28 protein-coding genes, 1 riboswitch and 1 other annotated feature are annotated in these 25,375 nt (G+C 43.1%); of the genes, 27 read left to right on the top strand and 1 reads right to left on the bottom strand.

Annotated elements, in window-relative coordinates:
- Positions 1-47 precede the first annotated feature (47 nt).
- The 4 genes from ABTV07_RS14895 to ABTV07_RS14880 are packed head-to-tail and all read left to right on the top strand — an operon-like array spanning position 48 to position 3,144.
- Positions 48-851: a hypothetical protein gene (locus ABTV07_RS14895; RefSeq protein ID WP_433743452.1), complete on the top strand. Its 804-nt coding sequence runs from the start codon at positions 48-50 to the stop codon at positions 849-851.
- Between the two features lie 14 nt (positions 852-865).
- Positions 866-2,221, top strand: a complete 1,356-nt coding sequence (locus ABTV07_RS14890) for a VanW family protein (RefSeq protein WP_433743450.1) — start codon at positions 866-868, stop codon at positions 2,219-2,221.
- A gap of 12 nt (positions 2,222-2,233) precedes the next feature.
- Positions 2,234-2,623: a type II secretion system protein gene (locus ABTV07_RS14885; protein WP_433743448.1), complete on the top strand. Its 390-nt coding sequence runs from the start codon at positions 2,234-2,236 to the stop codon at positions 2,621-2,623.
- Positions 2,614-3,144 (top strand): PulJ/GspJ family protein, encoded by a 531-nt coding sequence (locus tag ABTV07_RS14880; protein ID WP_433743446.1) that lies wholly within the window; start codon positions 2,614-2,616, stop codon positions 3,142-3,144. The genes ABTV07_RS14885 and ABTV07_RS14880 overlap by 10 nt, the downstream gene beginning before the upstream one ends.
- A gap of 38 nt (positions 3,145-3,182) precedes the next feature.
- Here the strand turns inward: ABTV07_RS14880 and ABTV07_RS14875 are convergent, their stop codons facing one another.
- Positions 3,183-4,529, bottom strand: a complete 1,347-nt coding sequence (locus tag ABTV07_RS14875; protein ID WP_433743444.1) for a type II secretion system protein — start codon at positions 4,527-4,529, stop codon at positions 3,183-3,185.
- 117 nt (positions 4,530-4,646) lie between these two features.
- On the opposite strand from ABTV07_RS14875, the gene ABTV07_RS14870 reads away from it, so the two are divergent.
- The 23 genes from ABTV07_RS14870 (at position 4,647) to rpmA (ending at position 25,354) form a co-directional block, all read left to right on the top strand.
- Entirely contained in the window at positions 4,647-6,284 is a 1,638-nt protein-coding gene (locus ABTV07_RS14870; RefSeq protein ID WP_433743443.1) for a GspE/PulE family protein, read from the top strand.
- Between the two features lie 11 nt (positions 6,285-6,295).
- Positions 6,296-7,336, top strand: coding sequence for a type IV pilus twitching motility protein PilT (locus ABTV07_RS14865; RefSeq protein WP_433743442.1), 1,041 nt, complete (start codon positions 6,296-6,298; stop codon positions 7,334-7,336).
- The gene (locus ABTV07_RS14860) at positions 7,336-8,547 is read left to right on the top strand and encodes a type II secretion system F family protein (protein WP_433743440.1); all 1,212 of its coding nucleotides are present in this window, start codon (positions 7,336-7,338) and stop codon (positions 8,545-8,547) included. Before ABTV07_RS14865 ends, ABTV07_RS14860 begins: the two co-directional genes overlap by 1 nt.
- 83 nt (positions 8,548-8,630) lie before the next feature.
- Positions 8,631-8,715: riboswitch (cyclic di-GMP riboswitch) on the top strand.
- A gap of 74 nt (positions 8,716-8,789) precedes the next feature.
- Complete coding sequence (locus ABTV07_RS14855; RefSeq protein ID WP_433743439.1) at positions 8,790-9,257, top strand: prepilin-type N-terminal cleavage/methylation domain-containing protein; 468 nt, start codon at positions 8,790-8,792, stop codon at positions 9,255-9,257.
- A gap of 48 nt (positions 9,258-9,305) precedes the next feature.
- Positions 9,306-10,682 carry an O-antigen ligase family protein gene (locus tag ABTV07_RS14850; RefSeq protein WP_433743437.1) on the top strand — a complete coding sequence of 459 codons (1,377 nt, stop codon included), beginning with the start codon at positions 9,306-9,308 and terminating at the stop codon, positions 10,680-10,682.
- Between the two features lie 87 nt (positions 10,683-10,769).
- Positions 10,770-11,462 (top strand): prepilin peptidase, encoded by a 693-nt coding sequence (locus ABTV07_RS14845; RefSeq protein WP_433751281.1) that lies wholly within the window; start codon positions 10,770-10,772, stop codon positions 11,460-11,462.
- Between the two features lie 13 nt (positions 11,463-11,475).
- Complete coding sequence (gene pilM, locus ABTV07_RS14840) at positions 11,476-12,447, top strand: type IV pilus biogenesis protein PilM (RefSeq protein ID WP_433743435.1); 972 nt, start codon at positions 11,476-11,478, stop codon at positions 12,445-12,447.
- Between the two features lie 9 nt (positions 12,448-12,456).
- On the top strand, positions 12,457-13,044 hold the full coding sequence (locus ABTV07_RS14835) for a hypothetical protein (RefSeq protein ID WP_433743434.1): 588 nt from the start codon (positions 12,457-12,459) through the stop codon (positions 13,042-13,044).
- Complete coding sequence (locus ABTV07_RS14830; protein ID WP_433743433.1) at positions 13,034-14,098, top strand: LysM peptidoglycan-binding domain-containing protein; 1,065 nt, start codon at positions 13,034-13,036, stop codon at positions 14,096-14,098. The genes ABTV07_RS14835 and ABTV07_RS14830 overlap by 11 nt, the downstream gene beginning before the upstream one ends.
- Positions 14,099-14,193: 95 nt before the next feature.
- Positions 14,194-15,207 carry an SPOR domain-containing protein gene (locus ABTV07_RS14825; protein WP_433743431.1) on the top strand — a complete coding sequence of 338 codons (1,014 nt, stop codon included), beginning with the start codon at positions 14,194-14,196 and terminating at the stop codon, positions 15,205-15,207.
- A 195-nt stretch (positions 15,208-15,402) separates the two neighbouring features.
- Positions 15,403-15,969 carry a Maf family protein gene (locus tag ABTV07_RS14820; protein WP_433743430.1) on the top strand — a complete coding sequence of 189 codons (567 nt, stop codon included), beginning with the start codon at positions 15,403-15,405 and terminating at the stop codon, positions 15,967-15,969.
- A gap of 103 nt (positions 15,970-16,072) precedes the next feature.
- Positions 16,073-16,702 carry a RadC family protein gene (gene radC, locus ABTV07_RS14815; protein ID WP_433751279.1) on the top strand — a complete coding sequence of 210 codons (630 nt, stop codon included), beginning with the start codon at positions 16,073-16,075 and terminating at the stop codon, positions 16,700-16,702.
- A 160-nt stretch (positions 16,703-16,862) separates the two neighbouring features.
- Positions 16,863-17,885 carry a rod shape-determining protein gene (locus ABTV07_RS14810; RefSeq protein WP_433743428.1) on the top strand — a complete coding sequence of 341 codons (1,023 nt, stop codon included), beginning with the start codon at positions 16,863-16,865 and terminating at the stop codon, positions 17,883-17,885.
- Positions 17,886-17,906: 21 nt separating this feature from the next.
- On the top strand, positions 17,907-18,794 hold the full coding sequence (mreC, locus tag ABTV07_RS14805) for a rod shape-determining protein MreC (RefSeq protein ID WP_433743427.1): 888 nt from the start codon (positions 17,907-17,909) through the stop codon (positions 18,792-18,794).
- The gene (gene mreD, locus ABTV07_RS14800; protein WP_433743425.1) at positions 18,794-19,312 is read left to right on the top strand and encodes a rod shape-determining protein MreD; all 519 of its coding nucleotides are present in this window, start codon (positions 18,794-18,796) and stop codon (positions 19,310-19,312) included. The genes mreC and mreD overlap by 1 nt, the downstream gene beginning before the upstream one ends.
- Positions 19,313-19,383: 71 nt before the next feature.
- Positions 19,384-20,070 (top strand): septum site-determining protein MinC, encoded by a 687-nt coding sequence (gene minC / locus ABTV07_RS14795; RefSeq protein WP_433743423.1) that lies wholly within the window; start codon positions 19,384-19,386, stop codon positions 20,068-20,070.
- Positions 20,063-20,866, top strand: a complete 804-nt coding sequence (minD, locus tag ABTV07_RS14790; RefSeq protein WP_433743421.1) for a septum site-determining protein MinD — start codon at positions 20,063-20,065, stop codon at positions 20,864-20,866. Before minC ends, minD begins: the two co-directional genes overlap by 8 nt.
- 164 nt (positions 20,867-21,030) lie before the next feature.
- Positions 21,031-21,801 carry a peptidoglycan DD-metalloendopeptidase family protein gene (locus ABTV07_RS14785; RefSeq protein ID WP_433743419.1) on the top strand — a complete coding sequence of 257 codons (771 nt, stop codon included), beginning with the start codon at positions 21,031-21,033 and terminating at the stop codon, positions 21,799-21,801.
- Positions 21,794-22,678, top strand: coding sequence for a site-2 protease family protein (locus tag ABTV07_RS14780; RefSeq protein WP_433743418.1), 885 nt, complete (start codon positions 21,794-21,796; stop codon positions 22,676-22,678). Before ABTV07_RS14785 ends, ABTV07_RS14780 begins: the two co-directional genes overlap by 8 nt.
- Positions 22,679-22,762: 84 nt before the next feature.
- A complete protein-coding gene (locus ABTV07_RS14775) occupies positions 22,763-24,229 on the top strand; it encodes an Rne/Rng family ribonuclease (protein ID WP_433743416.1) in 1,467 nt (488 codons plus the stop codon).
- 72 nt (positions 24,230-24,301) lie between these two features.
- Positions 24,302-24,382, top strand: a sequence feature (ribosomal protein L21 leader region).
- 12 nt (positions 24,383-24,394) lie between these two features.
- The gene (rplU, locus tag ABTV07_RS14770) at positions 24,395-24,703 is read left to right on the top strand and encodes a 50S ribosomal protein L21 (RefSeq protein WP_433743414.1); all 309 of its coding nucleotides are present in this window, start codon (positions 24,395-24,397) and stop codon (positions 24,701-24,703) included.
- An 11-nt stretch (positions 24,704-24,714) separates the two neighbouring features.
- Positions 24,715-25,047, top strand: coding sequence for a ribosomal-processing cysteine protease Prp (locus ABTV07_RS14765; protein ID WP_433743412.1), 333 nt, complete (start codon positions 24,715-24,717; stop codon positions 25,045-25,047).
- Between the two features lie 16 nt (positions 25,048-25,063).
- Positions 25,064-25,354, top strand: coding sequence for a 50S ribosomal protein L27 (gene rpmA, locus ABTV07_RS14760; protein WP_433743410.1), 291 nt, complete (start codon positions 25,064-25,066; stop codon positions 25,352-25,354).
- Positions 25,355-25,375 lie beyond the last annotated feature (21 nt).

Raw genomic sequence — 25,375 nt, 5'->3', positions numbered from 1 at the left:
TCTAATATGCTTAGTATAATGGGATTATATACATTGGAGGTGCCAAAATGATTAAGCTGTATTCGTTCGCCATTTCTATGCTGGTATTTTCATTGATTTTTTTCTTTATGCCTTTTAGGTGGAATCGAAACGTCAAGCTGATCATTTTTGGTTTGAGCCTCCTTCTTTTCGGTGCAGCATACATGATGCTCCTTTACCTTACATGGGTCTATACTCTGCTGCTGACAATTCTTTTGGTTTTAGCAGTCGGATTATTAGCAGGCAATAGACTGGACATGCAGGCCGCAGAAGAAGAAGGAACTATTATTGGAGAGAAAATTACAGGTCAACCATCACTGCCTGTACCGTATTTCTCTTTTTCTGAACAAATCAAAAAAGCTGAAGCATTTATAAACGAATCAGATATATCCATCGGCCTGAAGGTAGAGAAGGAAAAATCTGAAGAGTTGTTGGATCTCCCGCTTATTGCAGTGGCAGAAACTGCTGCTGTTGAAGACGATTCTTTAATCGGAATAAGTGACACTCAGGAAGAAATGGCAATTGAAGAAGAACTTCAATACATAATCGACGAGATTTCTCCAAGAGATGAAATGGATGATTTACATAGCAGTCAGCCTGAAAATGTTTTACCTGGTCTTACACTGACAAACGATGACTTCGATGAGGATATTGAAGAAATATATAAAAACCGCTTTTCGCTAATAGAAGACCACGAACCCTCACCCCCCGAACCAGAACCTTTCTCGAAAGAACGGCAGGATACACCGTTTGAAGAGGTTGTAGGCGGGGATGTAGAATATGAGGATCTCATGATCTATCTCGATGAAAAACGGAGAGAGTCGTTAGATTAAAGGGGAGGATGCAATTGAAACAGAAAAATATGGTCCAAATGACACTGACACTCTTGATTGCCGTGCTGTTTTTAGTTGTGTTCTCCCAAGCAAGCACTTTTGCCATTCAGACTTTTTTACCTGGAAAGATTTTTTCTGAAGGGACTTACATAGGGGGAGTCGATGTTTCTTCTTTGAATGAGCAGGCTGCATCAGTAAAACTCACTGAAAGAACGAATGAATGGATGAAAAATGCCAAAATAAACGTTCAATTGCTGAACCAGGAGCAGCAGCTTGCACCTGGATTCTTTCAATTTGATCTACAAGGGTCCATTGAATCAGCAGTAGATGGAAAAAAAAATCAACTGCAGGTGAATGTGCGGGACGACCGATGGGGAGCGCTGCTTCGCTCGATGGATATCAGCTTGCTGGAATCCTCTCTTGATAAAGATGGATTGGATGAAAAATTAATAAAGAATGCACAGACGCTCTCCAATGCTCCTTTGATTGTCAATCTTTCAGACTACTTGATTGGCGGGGCTTATACCGAAGATTTCCAAACCATCTATGATCATATCAAGGAAACGGACACGCTTGCACAGTGGGTCAAGGAATCCGGTATGATAGAGTTGCAGCCAGGAGAATTATTTTCCTTAAAGGAATACATAGAGAAGCACGAATTGACTTATTCAGATGAATTTATGACGATTGCAGCTTCCATGATGTATGAAGCCGCGTTGCACAGCAGTTTGAAAATCGTCGAAAGGCATACGAGTGAATATCCGCCGGAAAATATCAAAGAAGGATTTGAAGCGAAAATATCAAAGGATTATGATTTGAAGCTTTATAATGGGGACAGCCATCCGGTCCAAATCATAAGTTTTTCAGATGCATCAGGCAGCTTGGCCATGAAACTGAAAATGGAAGGGAATCCGTTCAGCTACAAGGTCATTCAAAAAAATAGGAAAACCTATCCTCCAAGGGAAATAGTCGAATTCGTGCCATTAAAGGATCAAGTGAAAAGTGAGTCCGGCAGAGAAGGATATTCCGTGGAAATTGTAAAGGAAACATTGCTTGGAAAACTTCCGCTTTTAAAGGAACTGATTTCTAAGGATTTTTATTTGCCGATTGATAAGAGGGTATACAAAGAAGTGGAAGCTCCTCCTGCTGAAAATCAAGGAGGTGACGGGGGAGTAGCAGAAAGTGATGCACCTGGCGCAGGACAAAAAGGTGATGCACCTGCTTCAAACCAGAATGGTGCAGCTGTTTCACCCCCTGAAGATGCAGAGGATGGACAAAATGGACAAACAGCAGGAGAGAACCAAAATCCTGTCGGCAATGCAAGTGAAGATCCGGCAACCATCTATGATAACGAGACGATAATAAAATAAAGAAGTGATGGGATGAAAAATCAGAAAGGCTTTACGTTAATCGAAGTGCTTATCTCTATTACACTATTAGCAGTGGCAGCTGTTCTCCTCCTGCAATTGACTGGATTCTTCACTTTTGCAGATATGAGGTCAGATACAAAAGGAAGGGCGTTAGAGATTGCCAATGAGGAATTGGCAAAGCAGGCAGAGGAACTGAATAAAAATAATACTATGCCGCCTTCCAACCAGCTGATAGATGGGTATACCGTCTATTCAATGGTAACGGATCTCTCTTCTTCCCCAACTTATCTTGTGAGCATGGATAAAAATAGTTTTGTATTTGTTTCAGCTATTGTCCATTATTTGAACAGCAGCGGAACAGTAGTCCCGAAGCTATTGGTGGTAGGTGTGAAATGGAAATAATAACAAAAAAAATCCGGACAGAAAATGGATTCACATTAGTTGAGATGCTTGCGGCAATGACCATTTTTCTTTTAGTGATTGGTGTAGTAACTGGATTTCTCCTTCAATCCAACCACTTCATTTCACAAAGGAGCTCCATGAGTATCCAGGAGGGGAACGACGAAGCAGCTAGAATGCTTCTCCAACAAACCTTTTCATCTGGGGTAGAAATCTATTATTCTGCAGGACAGGAGATCAGGGTCAGACTTAAAGAGGGAACTTGCCATTCGTTTAATGTTAATGCAACCCAGCAAATCATGTACCACTATGAAGATGTTTGCACTGATTTATCTTCTTTTTCTTTCACTGCTCAAGGGGAGGCATTTTCCGGAATAAAGCAGATAAAGCTGTTGGATGCAAAGACGGGAAAAGAAGTCCCTAATTCTACTTTTTCGAATAGCAATAAAGCTCTCACCATCCAACTAAGCGGGGAGAAAACCATTCAGTATAGTTTTAATCTTTTGTTGAAAGAACAACAATGAAACCCATCTTCTAAAGGGCAGAAGATGGGTTTTTGGGTTTAAGGGGCACAAGTGACAAATGTCTTTTGGCCATTTACGCTTCCGGTTGCCACTGTTCCACAGATGGTCAAATATTGTGTAGGCGATGCAGATGCATTTTGATTTAATTGAAGTCCGGGAACCTTGATAAGACCTTTATTAGAGGTGGAACTAGAGTTGATGATGAAGCTGATCGGCCCACTGTCGGATTGTACCTTTGCATTCGAAGCTGAAATATTTTTTGCGTTAAAAGTTATATCTCTTCCTCCTGTAATTATAGAATTATCAATAATAATATTTCCATTTAAGGCAGTCAGTGTAATGGAACTGTCTTTTTTACTATTTGCATCGGTATTAATCGTTGCGTTTCCTTCTATCACTATATTTCCTTGGGATGAGGAGATATTAATAGTGCCATGCCCGTTGCTGGCGAGGCTGAGGAGTGCATTAGTAGAAACGGTCACCCCAAGGTCGCCCGAATAATTGATATAATCTTTATTTGACGTTTGTGTATATTGAACGCCGCTTGTGATGATCAATTTTCCCTGTGTGTATAATTCGGGACCGACTCCTTCATAAATAGTTTGTCCATTAATAATCTTAATGACTAGTCCATCATTTAAGTTCCCCTCTGTGTTCAGTTCAAAAAATACACATTCGCTCTCCATATTGGTATAAGGATTGACGGACTTAATGCAGAAAATGTTTCCCGAAACTGCATTGTGAACTACATACTTAGATCCTGTACTGGTAGATCGCGAAAAAGAGGCTAGAGTGGAGGTTCCTGTATACTTTTCATTAGAGTCTTTTACAGCCTTATATATTTTCACGATGAAATTAGGTTCAGTGGTTATATCGAAATATAAATCCTTTGCAGTTTCTAAGTATTTGATAAACTTGACACTCGGTTTTTGTGGATTGGTTTCCACCACTTTTTTATTGCTGGAAATCGTTTTGGACGTATAGAATTTTTCGTCTGCGTCCTTCGTTTTGTTGTGATTGCTATCCCCATATACCGCACTTACTTCAAAGTAGTGGGTTACTGCGTTAATTAGATTCAATGGAAGGGTCTGTCCAGCTTCATTCTTAGCCATGATATACACATCCACCTTGTCCCCATCAGGAGTAGTGAGGATAAAAGGTGTCGATCCGGTATAATAAGCTGCATTCAATAATGTCTTAGGCTCGGTCAGAAGCGACTGCATGGTGGAATTGGCCATTTCAGTGACCTGAAGATTATGATAAACCCTTTCACTGGTTGATTCCCTTTGTGATAAAGAAGGGAGCAGCAGCACAGCAGCCATTAAAAGTATGCTAATGGTCACTAAAACGATGATCAGTGTATTTCCTCTACTATTTTTCAACATTTAAATGTTTTCTCCCCGCTTGCATATTATTCTCTCGAAATTTTTCTCTATTACTTTATAATATAATGTAAATAGTCCAAAAGTTGAAAGAATTTTACAATTGAAGGGACGTTAAAAATGAAAGAACGGAAACGTTTAGGAGATTTACTGGTCGAGACGGGCATCATTCAGGAGGGACAGCTTCAAGAAACTCTTTCTTTGAAGAAGAAAGGACAGAAGCTTGGAGATGCACTTGTGGAGCGGGGGTACATCAATGAAAGACAACTGATTGAGGTGCTTGAATTTCAATTAGGGATCCCCCATATCGTCCTGCACCGATATCCGGTTGATTCCTCCCTGTGCAAGCTCATCGGGAAGGATTTTGCCTTAAGGAATCTCGTCATTCCCATCGCAAAGGATGGCCAGGATCTGACAGTGGCGATGAATGATCCAATGGATTATTTCACCATGGATGATTTGAAGATTTCAACCGGTTTTCAAATAAAACCAGTCATTGCGACAAAGGATGAAATCGTTGCAGCAATCCATAAATACTATCATATGGATGAACGCTATACTGAAGAAGATTTGGCATCAATCAATCAATTGGAATCAGAGGAAGCACCGGCAGTCAAGCTGGTGAATCAAATACTTTTAGCAGGCGTCCAAATGAAGGCAAGCGATATACATATTGATCCCCATGAATCCAAGGTGCTCATTCGATATCGGATCGATGGGATTTTAAAGACAGAACGGGTCATCTCAAAAGCGATATTTCCTTCTCTGGTGGCAAGAATCAAAATTCTAGGAAACATGAATATCACAGAAAGCAGACTTCCGCAGGATGGCCGGATCAAGCTTGATATCCAGCAGGCATCGATTGATCTGAGGATTTCCATTTTGCCGACTGTTGATGGTGAGAAAATTGTCATACGGATATTGGACCTTGATAATGTCGTCATCAAAATCTCTCAGGTAGGATTCAATAAATTGAACCTGCAGAATTTCATCAAGTTGATTGAAAAACCTTCAGGGCTCATTTTACTGACGGGGCCGACAGGTTCAGGGAAAACCTCAACGTTGTATGCTTCCCTGCATCACTTGAATTCGGAAAAAGTCAATATCGTCACGATTGAGGATCCGGTTGAGTATGTGCTTGAAGGCATCAATCAAGTACAGGTGAATCCTCAGATTGGATTGACATTCGCGAACGGGCTCCGGTCCATTTTAAGGCAGGACCCCAATATCTTGATGATTGGGGAAATCAGGGACCATGAGACAGCGGAAATTGCCGTCAGGTCTGCCTTGACTGGTCATTTAGTCTTAAGTACGATGCATACCAACTCAGCCATATCCACTGTTCCAAGGCTTTTGGATATGGACATAGAACCTTATCTTGTGGTTTCGGCATTATCCGGGGTCGTGGCCCAGCGCCTTGTCCGTCAGATCTGCCAGGAATGCAAGGAAGAATATACACCTACAGAAATGGAAAAAAAGCTCTTTGAACGACGGGGGCTGACCATACAAAAGCTCTATCGCGGCAAAGGGTGCTCGGCATGCCAGAAGAGCGGATACAAAGGAAGGATGGCCATTCATGAATTAATGGTCCTCGATGATGAAATGAGGCAGCTCCTTTACAACAATAAAAGCATGCAAGAATTAAAAATGGCGGCATTGAAAAAAGGGATGCTTTTCTTGATTGACGATGGGCTGCTGAAAGCGAAGTCTGGATTGACCACGATAAATGAAATACTGCGTGTGGCAATGGAAGAATAGGGGAGATTGGATTGAAAGATCGTTTGGACAGCATTTTAAAAGCAGCATTTGAATTGGGGACATCTGATATACATATTACAGTCGGCGTCCCGCCTGTCATGAGACTGAATGGAGATTTGAAGCATTACGGGAAAGAATCCCTTAAACCTGCAGAGACGGAAGGGATGGCCAAATCCATCATCCCCCCTCATCAATGGCAGACCTTCAAAGAAAAAGGGGAGCTTGATTTCTCCTATGGGATTGAAGGAGTCTCGAGATTCCGTGTCAATGCCTTCCACCAGAGGTCATGCATCAGTCTCGCCATCAGGGTAGTCCCGACGAAAATCCCATCATTTGAAGAGCTTCGCCTGCCTCCGATATTAAAGAAAGCAGCGATGCAGCAGCAAGGGTTGATTTTGGTAACAGGTCCGACAGGCAGCGGGAAGTCCACGACTTTAGCTGCCATGATCGATGAAATGAATCGCTCTGTCCGCAAGCATGTCATTACTCTCGAGGATCCGATTGAATATTTGCATAAGCATGGGGCCTGCATCATTGATCAAAGGGAAGTGGGATTTGATACAAAATCATTTTCCGATGGACTACGTGCTTGCCTCCGCCAGGACCCGGACGTCATCCTGGTTGGGGAGATGCGGGATATCGAAACGATTTCCACAGCGATTACGGCAGCTGAAACCGGTCACCTTGTGCTCGCTACCCTCCATACGACCGATGCACCGACGACGATCGACCGCATCATTGACGTGTTCCCGCCTGCACAGCAGTCGCAGGTAAGAATCCAGCTTGCCTCCGTTTTAAATACAGTCATCTCCCAAAGGCTGCTTCCTTCAGCCGACAAGAAGAGCCGGGTGGGAGCATTTGAAATCATGATGAATACACCAGCGGTCAAAAACCTGATCAGGAATGAAAAAATCCATCAGATTCACAGCGTCATGCAAACGAACAAGGCAGCAGGGATGCAGACAATGCAAATGTGTGTACAATCCCTTTTGGATCAGGAGAAAATCTCCCGTGAGACCGCGATGGCATTCTTGGCGGATGGTGCATTGTAATGCCAGTATTTCAATACCGTGGAAGGAATCGTAAAGGGGAGATTGTCAAAGGGAAAGTGACAGCCGTCAATCATCGGGAAGCAGTGGGCCAGTTGAAAGAAAGAGGCATTGCCATCCGCACGATTGAAGAACTTAAGGGGATTTTCTACAAGGAAATCAAATTCGGCTTTGATAAAGTGAAATATAAGCAGCTTGTCATCTACATACGTCAGTTTTCTACCCTGATCAAAGCGGGGATCACGATAGTCGACGCCACCAAAATACTTGCCCAGCAGACGGAGAATAAACTGCTGAAGCGGGCTTTATATGATATGGAAGAAGAGATCCAGGCAGGGATGTCCTTTTCAGAAGCGGCAGAAAAGCATAGATCCATCTTCCCCCCGATTTTCATCAATATGATGAAAGCAGGGGAAGCAGGCGGACAGATGGAGGAAATCCTGGAGAGGCTAGCTGTTTACTTTGAAAAACAGAATACGACGAAGCAAAAGCTGAGAGCAGCCATGACTTATCCAGCCATACTCGGGGCCATTTCGATTGGGGTCGTGGTCTTTATGCTGACTGTCATCCTCCCGAGGTTTGCAGGGATGTTTGCTTCTTTCGGGTCAGACCTTCCGCCTATCACTAAATTCCTGTTGAATTTAAGCGGTTTTTTCCAAGGGTCCTGGTGGGTATGGCTGATATTGATAATCCTTATCGGATTTGCATTCTATTATTTGAAAACAAGGACAAAGGACGGGACCTATTGGATTGATTACGCCCTTTTGAGGATACCTTTATTCGGAAAGATCCTTCAAAAAGCAATATTGGCCAGAATGACAAGGACGCTCAGTTCCTTGTTTTCAGCTACGGTCCCGGTCATGCAGTCATTGACGATTGTTCAAAAAATCGTCGGGAACGAAGTGATCTCCAGGGTTCTTCATCAATCCAAGATGTCCCTTGAACAGGGAAAGTCCATTGCAGAGCCGATGAAGGAACATTGGGCAATCCCGGTCTTTGTCTCAAGGATGATCGCTATCGGAGAGCAGTCAGGTACATTGGACTATATGCTCGACAAAATCGCGGAGTTTTATGAAGCTGAAGTCGAACAGGCAACAGAGCAGCTGAAGTCGCTCCTGGAGCCTATATTGATCGTCTTTCTAGCGGTTGTTGTAGGGACGATTGTTGCTGCGATTGCCATCCCAATGTTTGACATTTTCAACCATATTCAGTGAAAAAAATTAATTTCTCCAATTGACACATTATTTATAGAAAAGAGACTATATATCTATTATAATGAGAATAATTATATAGAGAGAGAAGAATTGGAAGCAAAGAAGGATTATCCCAAATTTGGGCACTAGGGTAATCTGGAGCGAGTAGTGCACCCCGCCAATTCTATATTTAGATAGATTAAATATAGAATTGGCTTTTTTTAGGATTCGAAGTAATTCAAAAGTACTAGGAGGAGAAACGAATGTTGAAACGAATCAAAGCACTCAAGAATCAAAAAGGCTTCACCCTCGTCGAATTGCTAGCTGTTATCGTCATCTTGGGAATCATCGCGGCCATTGCGATTCCGAGTATCGGGGGAATTATTGACAAGAGTAAAGCAGATGCGCACAAATCGAATGCACTGCAAATCATTGCGGCTGCGAAGTTGGCGGTTGCTGGGAATGATGTGAAACCTGGAGATACTGTTACTATTAATGATCTGGTTACTGATGGCTATCTTGATAGCGCTCCTAAAGATCCGGATAAAGATACCAATTATGATAAAGATAGTACAGTGACAATCACAAAAAATGGTAAAACAATAGAATATAGAATTACATTAGCTGCGGAAGATACAGCAACAAATAGTATTACAGGAAATAAATATTTTAACAATATAGAAGAATCAGTACTAAATATGGAATCAACTGTAGCTTCACGTTCAAATTAAAAGGGCATCCGTGCCCTTCTTTTTTTTAAGTAGAAAAGGGGGAAAGAAGTGAGTAGATTAGATACGGTCGTTTCCAGGGGGCTGCTCCTGTTTATGGTGCTGTTCCCTTACATAGTGATTATCGATAATATTTATATTTCAAGGACGAAGCTGAAATGGTTCGTGCTGACGATGTTTGCCACATTTTTATTGATTGTGCTTATGCTAAAATGGCTGAGGAAGGAAGTGGAAGTAAGTACATATAGGTCGCCGATATTCATTCTATTAGGTATTCAGTTAGTTTTAATTTCACTCTCTACGATTCTATCAATCAAGCCAGCTATATCGCTCAATGGCTACAATCAACGATATGAAGGATTGACAGCCTGGTTTTCTTATTTCGTCCTGTTCTTTATGATCTACTCCTCTAAGATTCCGCTTCACCGATTCAGATCCTTGCTGCGCATCTCGGTCATTTCTAGTGTCTTCATCTCGATTATCGGCATCCTGCAGCATTTTGGTGTGGACTATATCATTTCAGAGTATGGAAATTCATTCGGTAGCAGAAGCGCCGCATATTTTGGTAATCCAAACTTCTTTGGCTCATATCTCGTTCTATTCGTCATTCTATCATCCTATTTTTATTTAATAGCGGATACTAGAAGGGACATGCTGCTATATTTCGGCATCTCCTGCATCCATTTCATCGCCCTGCTCTACTCAGGGACAAGGAGCGGATGGATTGGGACAGGCATCGGGCTGCTCGTTTTTGCATTCATTTTATATACTAAACATAGAAATTCAATAAAGAAATTCAGTTTACTGGCTGTGGCGTTCATTTTCATTTTCTTCCTAATCAGCATTACAGAAAGTTCTTCTTATTTCGGCAGAGTCATGAGCATTTTCAAAGACGCCAATTCTGCCCTTGTCGACGGAAATGAGCATGCGGGATCAAGCCGCTGGTATATTTGGAGCAAAGGGCTTCCGCTTATTAAGGACCATCCGCTGCTTGGATCTGGTCCTGACACATTTGCTTATGTGTTTCCGGATGATCCAGTGGGAAAAGAAAAATACATGCATAATCCGGATATCATCGTGGACAAGGCACATAATGAATACCTTCAAATTGCTGTTACCATGGGAATACCTGCTTTGATCGTCCATTTATCCTTACTCTTTTTCATTTTATGGAAAGGGAGGAAAGCTATACTGGATGCAGGGAATAATGACATTTTGCTCATTGCAGTGCTGCTATCAGCGGTATTGGGGTACATGGCACAGGCCTTTTTTAATATCAGTGTAGTGACAGTCGCCCCATATTTTTGGCTTTTGGCCGGGGCATTAGGCGCATATTCCGACAGAAGTCGGCTCCATCCCGCGAAAAAGGCTGAAAAAAGAGAAGGGCATTCATCTAATCGTGTCGAAGATATAGGCAATATAGTATAATAATAAGAAAAAGGTTTGATAGAGTTGTATCTTTTACTCCTACTGATTTTCATTTTGGGACTCATTCTGGGCTCTTTCTATAATGTCGTGGGGCTCAGGGTCCCGAAGAAAGAATCCATTTCTGTTCCGCGTTCCCACTGCACGGTTTGCAAGAGGACGCTTGGTCCATTGGAATTGATCCCTGTTTTATCATACATAATCCTTCGAGGTAAATGCAGGAACTGTGGTGTGAAAATTTCGTTCATTTATCCTTTGATCGAACTTGCGACAGGCATCTTGTTCCTTCTGTCTTATTTGAGATTCGGATGGAGCCTGGAGACAATTGGAGCATTTTTACTAGTTTCACTAGTGGTAATCATCTTTGTTTCGGATATCCATTATATGATCATCCCGGACAAAGTACTGCTTGTTTTTTTACCGCTTTTTATTTTAATCAGGATTTTCGATCCGCTGACGCCATGGTGGGATTCCTTAGTGGGAGCTGTTGTGGGATTTGGCCTCTTGCTTCTGATAGCAGTCATAAGCAGGGGAGCGATGGGTGGAGGAGATATCAAGCTGTTTTTCGTTCTAGGAGTGTTCCTCGGTTTGAAAGCGACGCTTCTGACTTTTGGTCTAGCCTCTCTGACTGGAGCCATATATGGAATTGCCATGATGGCTGCCGGTAAATATGGGAAGCGGCAAGCAGTGCCATTCGGTCCCTTCATCGGGTTAGGAGCCATTTTAAGCTGCTTCTATTCAACTGACATCATTGATTGGTATATAAACACATTTTTCTGGTAAGGTGTGATGTGGAATGGCTTTCATTCTTGGCGGTCAGCGTAAACTACATGTGATGTTTACGGATCGCTATTTTCGATTCCTAGAGACAGGGAAGAATTTTTCTTTAATAAAATATGGCCAAAAGCTCCTGCCAACGGGGCTTATTCATGAAGGGGAAATTCAGGATTACGACACCCTGTTCACTATCTTGGATCAATATATGGGGGAGAACAGGCTTAAAAGACTGCCCGTTTATATGAATTTATTGGACGGGCATACAATTGTACGTAAAGTCCAAGTCCCGGCGGAGATTCCTTCCGATGAAATAAAAGGCTACCTATACATGGAAATAGGGGAATCGCTTCACCTTCCGTTTGAAGATCCGGTTTTGCAGGTGGAGGAACTCGAGCAAAAAGAAGGCTATAAAGAGGTGCTTCTCCTGGCAGTGAAGGAATCTGTCGTAAAGACATACATCAATTTGCTGGAAGAGTTGAAATGCCGCCCAGAGGTGATGGACTTATCCATCCTGTCCCTTTACCGGTTGTATTACCATCTAGACCTGCATCGACCGGATCAGCATCTGCTCCAGATCCAGCTTTTCGTCGATTGCTTCCAGCTATCCATTTTCCATGACCATAAACCCATTTACGTAAGGTACCAGGCACTGCCGGATACTATGCAAGGTGAATTGCAAAGGACAAGGACAGGGTTTGAAGTGATGGAAGCACCTGATGAACCAACGGGAAAGGCAGAACATCTCCAAATCATGGTTCAAGAAATAGACAGGCTCATCAATTTCTATCGCTACAACATGACCAAAGGGGAACATCAGCTGAACAAATTCACCATAACAGGAGACCATCCCTTTTTGGAAGAATTCACTCCTGAATTGGAAAATCAGCTTGGAATTAATATCCAATCCCTTGCTCAGCCCTTTTTTCAAACAACAAAGGATATGAATATCCCCTATATGCTCAATGAGTGCATCGGGCTATCATTAAAGTAGGTGACAGCATTGCTGGTAGATATTAATTTAATCGAGAAGAAAAAGCATCCTTATAAAAAAATAATATTCATCAGCATTTTTGTGCTGCTTTTCCTTCTTGCAGCCCTGCTTCTAAGCACTTACTATCATGGCCTATTGGCAAAGAAAGAAAGCCTCCAGCAGCAAGTAAATTATGAAAGACAGCTTAGGACTGTGCAGAATGCGAATGTAAAGGGACAAGATACGGAATCTGTCGCTAAGTTGAAGAGTGCCATCCAATGGGGAGAGGCATATCCGATATCCACTGTCTCATTGATTAAGGAGATTACGGGCAGGCTGCCTGAACGGGGCTACATCCTCACATTCTCCTACAGCGGTCAGGATCAGGTTTCTTTAAGTGTACAATTTGATTCCGCCCCTGAAACAGCTTACTATCTTAAGAACCTTAAAGACTCTCTTTTTGTGAAAAAGGCTGAACTCAGCAGCATCGTAACGGAAAATGTTGATGAGACAGATCAATCGCTTCCACGCTATATCGCACAATACAATGTGCAGATTGATAGTGATGCGATAAGGAATTCGACTGCTGCAAAAGAAGGTGAAGCAGATGAAAACTAGATGGAGCAATCGAACCTTCCTATTAACGGCCGGAATGATCTTAGTCCTTTTGCTGTTTCTTCTTTCAGCGTATCTTTTAATTCCCAATCAAAATGATATTGACCTTCTTAACAAACAATTGAAAGAAGAAAAGCAGCTCACAGCAAGCAATAATAAGACATTGAATCAATCGACAAAAGATTTGGCAATTAAAACGACTGAGCTGCAAAAGAAAATTCCGGTAGAGCCATTGATAGAAAACTTCATATTAAATTTGGAACAGGCACAGATCACCTCTGGAAGCACTGTGAAGTCAGTTTCTTTTCAGGATAACGGAAGTGTAGCTGCATCAACGATTGAAACCCCTGCTGACACTTTGGATAATCTGAAAGAAAACTTGGAAAATGCTATAGATGGCACGGATTCTAAGAAAGAGGCAGCACCTGTCAGGAAAATTGAACTGCCGCAAGGAATGAAGCGCGTGGTGGTCAACCTGCAGGTGGAATCTCCGGGATTCAATGAATTGATGAATTTCCTAGGGGAACTTGAAGGGCTGGATCGGATTGTCAGCATCGATTCTGTCAGCTTCTCAGGAAATCGGGAACCGCGTACTACATTGGATAAAGGGATGCCATTGTCGTATACCGTTTCGCTTTCCATATTCTATTACCCTGAATTAAAAGATTTGGTAAAGGACCTGCCTTTAATCGATGCTCCGCAGCCAAGCAATAAAGTGAATCCGCTTGTTCCGACGGGTCCGGTTGATAATTCTGGCAGCTCAAGCGCAACTGCTAATGAATCTGGAAGCCAAGTAGAGGAGCAGACTCCACCGGCAGACCCAGCAGCAGATGATTCGACATCTTCAGAAAATACTGTTGATGAACAGAACATGGACTCAAAGCATCCCGCCGAAGTTTTGACCCATATCGTCCAGCCTGGAGAAACATTGTTCAGCATCGCCATGAAATACTATCATTCTCCTGATGGGGAAGAGACGATCAAAGCCTATAACAACTTAAAAGAAAACGTCGTTTATTCAGGAACTTCCTTGAAAATCCCGATTTACGAAAATTGACGAAAACCTTACCCAACAAGACGACACCAGTCTTGTTTTTTTTTACCCCTGATATGGTAGCATGAAGCAAATGTTTTGTGCGGGAGGAATGGAAATTGGACAAGCCGGGAAAAAATGAAGCCTCCATCAGGATCAAGATCAATGGGGAAGAAAAGGAATTTGAAGAAAATTTAGTGGTGCATGACTGGAAGGAAACTAAAAAGGAAACAGCGGCTGCTTCTGAAGCACTTGAAGAGGATGAATCATTTGAGTGGGTGCTCCCTGAGCCGGAACAGGAACAAGAAGAACTGAAAGAATTCAAACAGATTTCGTACGTCCCTGCCATTTCGAAAAAATCTTGGGTTCAGCCGAAAGGACCAAATCGGAAAAACGGCCTGTCGAATCTGGTATTTTCCATCGCAACAGCAATCATCATTGGGCTGGTACTGGGCTATGTCATGCTTCATTTGTTTACGAGCAAAGCAGAACCTGTCAATTCGCTGGGGCGGGAAGAAAATCAGGGGGCAGGAGCTGGAGTGGATGCGAAATCTGACGGGAAAACTACAGCACTGACGTTGAATTCCTTCGATGTGCCTGTCATCCAAGCCGGAATCTTTACGTCAGAAGAAGCTGCTAAAACAACAGCTGCAGAAATAGAAGCAAAAGGATTTCCCGCTTCAGTCGCCAAGCAGGGGGAACAATACTTTTTATATTCCGGTACAGCCGGCACAGTAGAAGAAGCCAAGGTACAGGCGCAAAAAATGAAAGATCAGCAGATAGATGTATTCGCAAAAACATTTTCTGCAGGTGAAATCAAGGTTGAGGGGGTATCAGGACAAGAGGCATCATTTCTAAATGAAGCAGCCCCTGTATTTCTTCTCCTGTCTGAAACGAGCGGCTCTTTGCTGGCAGGAAACGACGCTCAACTGGATGCTGGTGTCACTGACAAAATGAAAAGCATCGAACAGATGGGGGATTTCACCAATAAACAAATCAATAGTTTGAAAAAGAACCTGATTCATGGCTACTCGGCGATAGAAAACTTCAAGAAAAATGGAAATGCTAAAGAGCTGAGAGATGCCCAGCAAGCACTCCTCGATTTTTTAAGCACTTATTTATCATTAAATTAGTGACATAAACTGATATTTTCTAGGAAATATTGCGAAAAGACGATTATTTTCGATCTTGTACCCGGCTTTGCCTATTTGGGACCAAGATAAAAATATTCGTCTTTTTTGTCGTTTATCATTTGTTAAGACAGGGGCTTTTTGATAGGATTATCTTGTATCTCCCACTGATATTGAATGGAAAGGTTTTGATGAAAGATGAACCGTTTAATCCTTGCTTCAGGATCTCCCCGCAGAAAAGAACTTCTACAAAAACTTCAAGTCCCATTTGACATTTTCCCAAGCGATGCTGATGAAAATCTGCCTGAAGGAATTGCCCCCGATAAAGCAGTCCTTCTCTTAGCTGAGAAGAAAGCTAAAACGGTGGCTGACTCTTTTCCTGAAGGTATTGTCATCGGTTCCGATACGGTAGTTGCATTGGGCGATGAAATCCTTGGGAAGCCGCTCGACTCTGACGATGCTAAATCCACTCTGAAAAAACTTTCTGGCCGGACACACTCTGTTTATACTGGCGTTTCCATCATAAAGGATGGAAAGCCCCATTCTTTTTTTGAAAAAACGGAAGTGACGTTCTGGGCTTTGACCGACCAGGAAATCAACCGCTATATCGAAACAGGCGAACCGTTTGATAAAGCGGGCTCTTATGGGATCCAAGGGTATGGTTCGCTATTTGTGAAAGAAATCAAGGGCGATTATTATGCAGTGGTCGGCCTTCCTGTTTCCCGACTTTATCGAGAGCTGAAATCCGCAGGTCTGAACATTTAGGGGTTATTGCCCGCCGTCCTTCTAAAAGGAGGAAAATAACCACTTGGAAACTGAATCGATCCTGATAAGGGACTATCCCACTGACGAGCGTCCGCGTGAAAGGATGGCCAATAATGGGGCAAGCAGCCTCTCAAATCAGGAGCTTCTTGCCATCATCTTAAGGACTGGGACTAAAAATGAATCGGTCATTCATCTCGCTAATCGCGTCCTCACCCACTTTGATGGCTTCAGGCTCCTAAAAGATGCTTCATTGGAGGAAATGACAGCCATTAAGGGTGTCGGTGAAGCAAAAGCCATCCAGATCATGGCTGCCGTTGAAATTGGGCGCCGGATCAGCAATCTTACGTATGATGACCGCTATGTCATAAGGAGCCCGGAGGATGGGGCGAATTACGTCATGAATGATATGCGGTTCCTTTCACAGGAGCATTTCGTCTGCCTCTACCTGAACACCAAGAATCAAGTCCTGCACCGCCAGACTGTATTTGTCGGAAGTCTGAATGCCTCGATTGTCCACCCTAGAGAAGTCTTCAAGGAAGCCTTTCGCCGTTCTGCAGCGTCTATTATATGTGCCCATAATCATCCTTCAGGGGATCCATCTCCGAGCCGGGAAGATATAGAGGTGACGAAAAGGCTTGCAGAATGCGGGAAAATCATAGGAATCGATATTCTCGATCATTTAATTATCGGCGATAAGAAATTTATCAGCTTAAAGGAAAAAGGTTATTTATGACACTATGATTTTACCAGCCATTGAGATATAATAGAGTTTATGATTTTTCATAACGAGTATCGATTTTTGTCGAATCGAAATGATGAAATTACCTATGATTTTTTGAAAATTAAAATAGCATGAAACCTTAGTAATTCGTATCAGAAAGGGAGATACTTGAATGTTTGGACTTGGAACTAGAGATCTTGGAATCGATTTAGGAACAGCGAATACGCTGGTATACGTAAAAGGTAAGGGCATTGTGGTCCGTGAGCCATCCGTAGTTGCCATGCAGACAGATACAAAAAGCATCGTAGCCGTCGGAAATGATGCTAAAAACATGATTGGACGCACACCTGGGAACGTCGTAGCCCTTCGCCCAATGAAGGACGGCGTCATTGCAGACTATGAAACAACTGCTACCATGATGAAATACTACATTAGACAAGCTGTAAAAAGTAAAGGATTGTTCTCAAGCAAGCCTTATGTAATGGTTTGTGTCCCATCCGGGATCACTGCAGTCGAAGAACGCGCTGTCATTGATGCAACCCGTCAAGCAGGCGCGAGGGATGCCTATACAATCGAAGAACCTTTTGCTGCTGCAATCGGTGCAAACCTGCCTGTTTGGGAACCGACAGGAAGCATGGTTGTCGATATCGGCGGCGGGACCACTGAAGTAGCCATCATCTCTCTTGGCGGAATTGTAACCAGCCAATCGATCCGCATTGCCGGTGATGAAATGGATGAATCCATCATCAGTTACATCCGAAAGAATTATAATCTGATGATCGGGGACCGTACAGCGGAATCCATCAAAATGGAAGTCGGTTCTGCAGGCGGTGCTGAAGACATGGAATCCATGGAAATCCGCGGCCGCGATCTTTTGACAGGTCTGCCTAAAACCATTGAAATCACAGCAGTCGAAATCGCCAATGCGCTGCATGATACGGTCTACTCTATCGTAGATGCTGTCAAGAGCACACTCGAGAAGACACCACCGGAATTGGCGGCGGACATTATGGACCGCGGCATCGTTCTGACTGGAGGAGGAGCACTTCTTCGCAACCTTGATAAAGTAATTGGAGAAGAGACAAAAATGCCTGTATTGATTGCGGAAGATCCATTGGATTGCGTGGCGATCGGTACTGGAAAAGCGCTGGACCATATTCACTTATTCAAGAACAAAGCAAAAGATTCACGCTAATAAATGATAGAGGTGTAAGTCATGCCCCAATTCTTTTTAAATAAGCGTCTGATATTATTGCTGGTAAGCATCATTGTACTGGTGGCATTGATTGGATTTTCTCTTCGTGATCGTGAAAATGTTTCTTTGCCGGAACAATTCATTTCTGATATTGTCGGCTTTGGACAGAATCTTGTATCAAAGCCCGCTGGAGCAGTAGCGGGCTTTATCCAAAATGTTGAGGATCTGCAGAATACATACATTGAAAATAAAAAGTTGAAAGCCCGCCTTGATGAGCTTGCCTCTCTTGACGCGAAAGTCAATGATCTACAAAAAGATAATAAGGATTTAAGGGAAACCCTGGATATCAAAGATAATCTAAGGGACTACAATCCTACACAAGCCACGGTTATCGCACGAAATCCCGTCCAGTGGGAAGAGCTGCTGCAAATCGACAAAGGCTTATCCAGTGGAGTGAAGCCGAACATGGCTGTCATCACAGCTAAAGGATTCATTGGAAAGATTAAAAGTTCCAAGCAGTTCACATCGACTGTCCAGTTATTGAGCTCGAATGATCCGAAAAACAGGATTTCTGTCAAAGTCCAAGGGGAAAAAGGCGAAAAAAATGTTTTCGGATTGATAGAAGGCTATGACGCGAAGAAAAAAATGCTGATCCTTAAAAGGCTTCCTTACGATGTTGATATCAAGAAAGGCAGAAATGTCGTGACCTCCGGAATGGGAGGGCTTTTCACAGAAGGGATCCCGATCGGGAAAATCGAAAAGCTTGTACCGGACCAATACGGTTTGACTCAAATGGCGTATGTAAAGCCTTCAGCAGATTTATATGATGTGGAGCATGTAATGGTCATCGACCGGACCATCGCCAAATCTGATGCGTTTGATTTAACGACAGAAAAGGAGGGGGAATAATGAAACGCTTCATTCTCCCTTTGATTCTGGCCCTCAGTTTTTATTTTGAAGGAGTCTTTGCCCAGGTGTTTTCGGCAAAGGCTTTTCATGGTGAACGCATCCTGGCGCCGCATTTTTTATTGGCCATCCTCATTTTTATGGCCATTTATTATATACGGAACAATACGCTTTGGTATGCGCTGCTTTTCGGATTGCTTTATGATGTTTTCTTCACAGAGATCATCGGCATCAATCTTTTCTTATTTCCGGCTGCCGTCTATTTGACGACCAAAGTCATGAAAGTCTTGCAATCGAATGTATTCATAGCAATTCTAGTTGCTCTCTTGAACATGGCAGCAGTCGAATTCATTGTCTATCAATTCTATCGTTTAATCGGTCATGTCCAAATGACAATGGTCGATTTTGTTGATATCAGGCTGTGGCCTACGCTAATATTGAATCTTGCATTTTTGGTCATCGTGGCTTTTCCTCTAAAAAGATGGCTGGTGTTTTGGAGAAAAGAGTTATTGGATGATTAATTCTTTCCTGCAAAAAAGGAAATCAGACACGAATTGTCGAATTATATAGGCACTGAGGTGAATAAAGCGCCATGATGAAAAAACAAAATGTTATGATTAAAGGCACAAAAAACGGACTGGTCCTTCAGCTGAATGATCAGTGCTCATATGATGAGGTAAAAAAAGAACTTGAAGATAAGCTGTCCGCTCATTACCGGGAGCAGGAAGATGCTCCGCTCATAGCCGTCAAAATTCAGGCGGGCAATCGCTATCTGACAACTGAGCAGGAAGAAGAGTTGAAAGAGCTTGTCAGAAAAAAACGCAACCTTGTCGTGGAAGAAGTCTACAGCAGCGTCATGACAAAAGAAGAAGCGTTTAAACAGAAAGAAGAATCCGACATCTTTTCTATTGCCACCGTAGTTCGTTCCGGACAAGTGCTTGAGGTCCCTGGGGATTTGCTCCTGGTAGGGGACGTGAATCCCGGCGGACGGGTAAAAGCCGGTGGGAATATCTTTATCATGGGGATGTTAAAAGGCATTGCCCATGCCGGATGCAATGGAAATAAAGATGCGGTCATCGCTGCTTCTGTGATGACTCCGACACAGTTAAGGATTGCAGAATGCCTGAATCGTGCTCCTGACTCCTATGATGCAGCAGGAAATGAAATGGAATGTGCCTACATAGATGATTCAGAACAAATCGTCATTGATAGATTACAAGTTTTAAAACATCTTAGACCGTCAATTAATAGATTAAAGGGGGACGCTAATCATGGGTGATGCAATCGTCATTACATCTGGAAAAGGCGGGGTCGGAAAAACGACCACGTCTGCCAATTTAGGCACAGCTCTAGCATTGCAAGGAAAAAAAGTGTGCCTGATCGATACAGATATTGGTTTGAGAAATTTGGATGTTGTCCTTGGGCTGGAAAACCGGATCATCTATGATTTGGTTGATGTAGTGGAAGGCCGCTGCAAAATCCATCAGGCATTGGTGAAGGACAAGCGGTTCGATGATCTTCTCTTTTTGCTTCCTGCAGCTCAGACAAGCGATAAATCTGCTGTCAATCCCGACCAGATGGTAAAGCTGGTCGATGAACTCAAGCAGGATTATGATTATATCTTGATCGACTGCCCTGCAGGAATTGAACAAGGATACAAGAATGCGGTTGCCGGAGCGGATAAGGCAATCGTTGTCACGACTCCTGAAATCTCAGCGGTAAGGGATGCAGACAGAATCATCGGCCTTCTGGAGAAAGAGGACGTTGAACCTCCCCGCCTCGTGATCAATCGTATACGACCCCACATGATGAAAAACGGGGAAATGCTGGATGTGGATGAAATCACCACACATTTATCCATCGACCTCCTTGGGATTGTGGCAGATGATGAAAATGTCATCAAGTCTTCCAATCAAGGCGAGCCGATTGCATTGAATCCAAACAGTAAAGCTTCCATTGCCTATCGGAATATCGCCCGCCGCATCCTGGGTGAATCTGTACCGCTTCAATCATTGGATACAGATAAGCCGGGAGTCATGGCCAAGCTGAAAAAATTCTTTGGCGTCAAAGCCTAATATATTTAACTAAAAATGAAAGCCAAGTGCGGCCGTCAATAATTGACGGAGGCATTTGGCTTTTTGTTTTGGGAAGATGGTGTGGGCTTTCTCGATTTCTAATCATATCCTTTCTGGACAAGTCATAAAGTAGTACAAATGTCTAAAAGGAGATTGGTGAGGCCATGAGTAATCGAGCTGATGAGATTAGAAAGCGGATAGCGAAACGGAAAAACACGAAGCAGTTCAATGGGTCTTCCAACCGAAGCGCCTATATACCTGCAGATGAAGAGAAATATGGCGGGGAGAGGTTTTCTTCGTTTGAATCGGGTCCATCTGATCAGCACCCATTATGGAACAAGGAAGTTTTTTTATTCAAGATCCTTTTGTCGGCTGTACTTGTTCTTGGGGTGGCGGTCCTTTACCGCGGGTCATCACCGGTCTTTAAAGAACCCAAAAAGTATGTAGAAAAAATGATGTCCTCGGAATTTCAATTCGCGGCCGTATCTGACTGGTATCAGGAGCAGTTTGGAAAGCCGCTTGCTCTGTTCCCGAATGATCCTAAAGATACTGGAGATCAAGTGGCAGGAAGCAAGCCTCACTATGCAGTACCAGCAGGGAAAGTGCTAGAAAGCTTCCGTGCGAATGGAAGAGGGATCATGCTTGAAACGGAATCAGAGGAACCTGTTGTTTCTTTAAGTAAAGGGGTCGTCATTTTTGCGGGCAAGAAAGATGATCTTGGGAATACCGTAATCATTCAGCATCCTGATAAGAAGACAGAGTCCTGGTATGGGCATTTGGACTCGATTTCCGTCTCGGAATATGAAAGTGTGGAAGATGGGATGGTTGTAGGAAAGCCATCCAAACGTGGTGAAGGAGAATCCGGTGAGTTTTATTTAGCCATTAAAAAAGGGGATGAATTCGTAGACCCTCTCCAGGTGATCTCACTTGAGTAAATTGCAGATAAAAAAGCCCTTATTTAAAGTCTTCCTGAAACTCAGGATCCATCCATTGTTTTGGGTAGTCGCGGCCGTAGCTGTTTTGACTGCCCATTTTACGGAATTGTTGATGCTCCTTGGAATTATTCTGATTCATGAGATGGGCCATGGGGTTTGTGCCCAGTTCTTTTCATGGAGGATCAAACGGATCAGGATCCTACCATTCGGCGGGGTAGCAGAGATGGAAGAGTATGGGAACCGTCCCCTGAAGGAAGAATTGGCCGTCATACTGGCCGGGCCGCTTCAGCATATTTGGATGACTGCTGCCATGTACGCGTTATACATGTACGAATGGGTGCCAGAGGACGTTTTTTTTATGTTCATGGAATTCAACATCATGATTCTGTTGTTTAACCTTTTGCCTGTTTGGCCCCTTGACGGGGGAAAGCTCCTTCTTATGGGACTTTCATTGCTGCACCCCTATTCAAAGGCATTTCAGCAAACACTACTATTTTCTGTCATTGTCCTGATGTCGCTGCATCTGTTCTCTCTGTTCATCTTTCCGATGCAATTAAATTTATGGATCGTGTTATGCTACCTGTATTTTTCCTTATGGATGGAATGGAAGCAGCGCCCATTTATCTTGATGAGGTTCCTTTTAGAGCGCCATTATGGGAAGAAGCCGAACTTCATGCGGCTCAGCCCGCTGAATGTGGACGCGGAGGACAGCCTCTCAGAGGTTCTAAGCAGATTCAAACGTGGCGTAAAACACCCGATCATAGTCATCGAGGGCGGCGCTGAAATCGGCAGCCTGGATGAAAATGAACTCCTGCACGCCTATTTCACCGAGAAGATGGTCACTGCCAAAGTAAAAGACATCATGCAGCTCTATTGACGTTTGTTTTTTTTCTGGCTAAAGTAATTACAGGGGAGGCTGATCATAGCCTCCCCTTAATGTTTTAAAGCGAGGCGCATTGACTTGAATAAAATAATCATTGAATATCGGACGAGAGAAAAAAGATATGCAGTCATAGAAAACAAAAAAGTCATAAAACTTAATATAGCCCAGCCGGAACAGGATTCAATGGTGGGCAGGATCTATCTGGGAAAAGTGGAGAAGGTGGAAAATGGAATCGGGGCCGCTTTCGTGGATATTGGAGAAGGTAAGAATGGCTACCTGTCACGTGACCAGATTCCCGCGTTTATACATAATGAATCGGAAAATAAAGAAATGATGCCATTATCCAAGTTCATCCGGCAGGGGGAAAAGCTCCTGGTTCAAGTAAAGAAAGACGCGAGCGATACGAAAGGCCCATTACTGACTGGGATCCTTGAATTTTCCGGAAAAAAAGCGGTTTATATGCCAAATGGGAAATATATTGCAGTTTCCAAAAAAGCACCTGAAGAGATCAGGGATCGATGGAGGGCATTCGGTAACGCTCAGAAGTTGGATGGGGAAGGCTTCATCTTCCGTACAGAAGCATTTGAGTCCACCGAAGGAGAATTGATGCAGGAATTGAACAGACTGAGGACGCGGTATGCACATATCCAACAAGAGTCGGAAAATGCTTCTGCTCCTTCACTCGTTCATGCCCCCGCTCTATTCTTAGGGGAAATCACTAAAGAAATGGAGCGTCTGGGAACTGGTGCAGTTATCTGTGATGATGCATCAATTCTGAAGGAAATTAAGGACTCCCAGCCAGACGGGAAGTGGGAATTTACCCTTCATACAGATAAGAAAAATATAATGGAAAGCTTTGATGTCGAAAAGGAATATGAACGCGCCCTGAAACAGATCATCTGGCTGGACAGCGGAGCATATCTAATCGTTGAAGATACTGAAGCCTTGACGGTCTTTGATGTCAATACCGGTAAATACACAGGGAAAAGCCAGCTTGGGGATACGATTGTCAAAACGAACCTTGAAGCAGCAGCTGAAATCGCGAGACAAATCATTTTAAGGGATTACAGCGGCATCATCCTCATCGATTTCATTGATATGAAGACTGAAAATGACCGCCAAAAAGTTATAAGGTCATTAGAGGAAATACTTCGGAAGGATCCGAAGTATTTCCGGATCGCAGGGTTCACTTCTTTGGGCATTCTGCAAGTCACAAGGAAAAAAACAAAAAAATCCATCCCTGATTATATGCAGACAGACTGCCCCTTCTGCAAAGGGACAGGGAAAATCAAAAGTCCAGAAACTGTCGCTTTCGAACTGGAAAGGCTGTTATGGGAAAGGCCGTTCGGGGAGCATGAATCCATTCTTATCGAGGCGACGGAAGAAGTGATGGATGTCTTTAAAGGGGAAAATGAAACACATTTAAAGCGGATTGAATCGATATTGAATGTCCGGATTTTCTTTAAGCGTCTGGAAGGGCACCTTCACCATCATTTCAATCTCAAACAGTTTGGGACGATTCAAGAAATGAAAAAAAAGGTTTGAAGCAATTCTTCATTCCGCCATTGACATAAGAGAGTCCGTTATGATAAAGTTTTAATGTTATTGTTTGTAGCACCCGTGCTACAACCGCACAAATCAGGTACTAAGATTTTGCTTATGGCAAAACGCCTGTTTTTGGCGAGTCTGAGACTATGAGGAGGTGCAAGTATGTACGCAATTATTGAAACTGGCGGAAAACAAATCAAAGTAGCAGCTGGACAAGAAGTTTACATCGAAAAATTGGATGTAGCAGAAGGTGAAGTTGTCACTTTTGATAAAGTTCTTTTCGTAGGCGGAGATTCTGTAAAAGTAGGAAGCCCATTAGTGGCAGGAGCTACTGTTACAGGTAAAGTTGAAAAACACGGCCGTCAAAAGAAAATTACGATTTTCAAGTACAAAGCGAAGAAGAACCAACGTAAAAAGCAAGGTCATCGCCAACCTTACACTAAAGTAGTAATCGATGCTATCAACGCGTAAGGCCTGATTTTATGATCAAGGTGAAGATTAACCGGTCCCCGGATGGGAGGATTTCTTCCTTTTCGATGAAGGGACATGCTGATTTTGCGGAACATGGTTCAGATATTGTATGTGCTGGCGCATCTGCTGTATCCTTCGGTGCCATCAATTCGGTGTTTGCATTAACCAATGCCGAGCCGATCATTGATCAGTCATCAGATGGCGGCTTCCTTAGCTGCTCCATTCCGGATGATCTGTCGGAAGAAGAGGACAAGCAAGTCCAGCTTCTTTTAAAAGGTATGGTAGTTTCCTTGCAGACAATTGAACGTGATTACAGAAAATATATTAAATTAACCTTCAACTAAATAGGAGGTGGAACTAATGCTAAGACTAGACCTTCAATTTTTTGCATCCAAAAAGGGTGTAGGTTCAACTAAGAACGGTCGTGACTCTATCGCGAAGCGCCTAGGTGCTAAACGTGCTGATGGTCAATTTGTTACTGGTGGATCTATTCTTTACCGTCAACGCGGTACGAAAATCTATCCAGGTGCAAACGTAGGCCGTGGCGGAGACGATACTCTATTCGCAAAGATCGATGGAGTTGTCCGTTTCGAGCGTTTGGGTCGTGACAAGAAACAAGTCAGCGTTTACCCTGAAGTGAAAGAAGCTTAATGCTGAATGAAGACTCTAACC

The sequence above is a fragment of the Falsibacillus pallidus genome, from assembly GCF_050990905.1.
Classification (GTDB): Bacteria; Bacillota; Bacilli; order Bacillales; family DSM-25281; genus Falsibacillus; species Falsibacillus pallidus_A.
The sequence above is the reverse complement of the archived record's forward strand: the minus strand, read 5'-3'. Positions and strand labels throughout refer to the sequence as shown.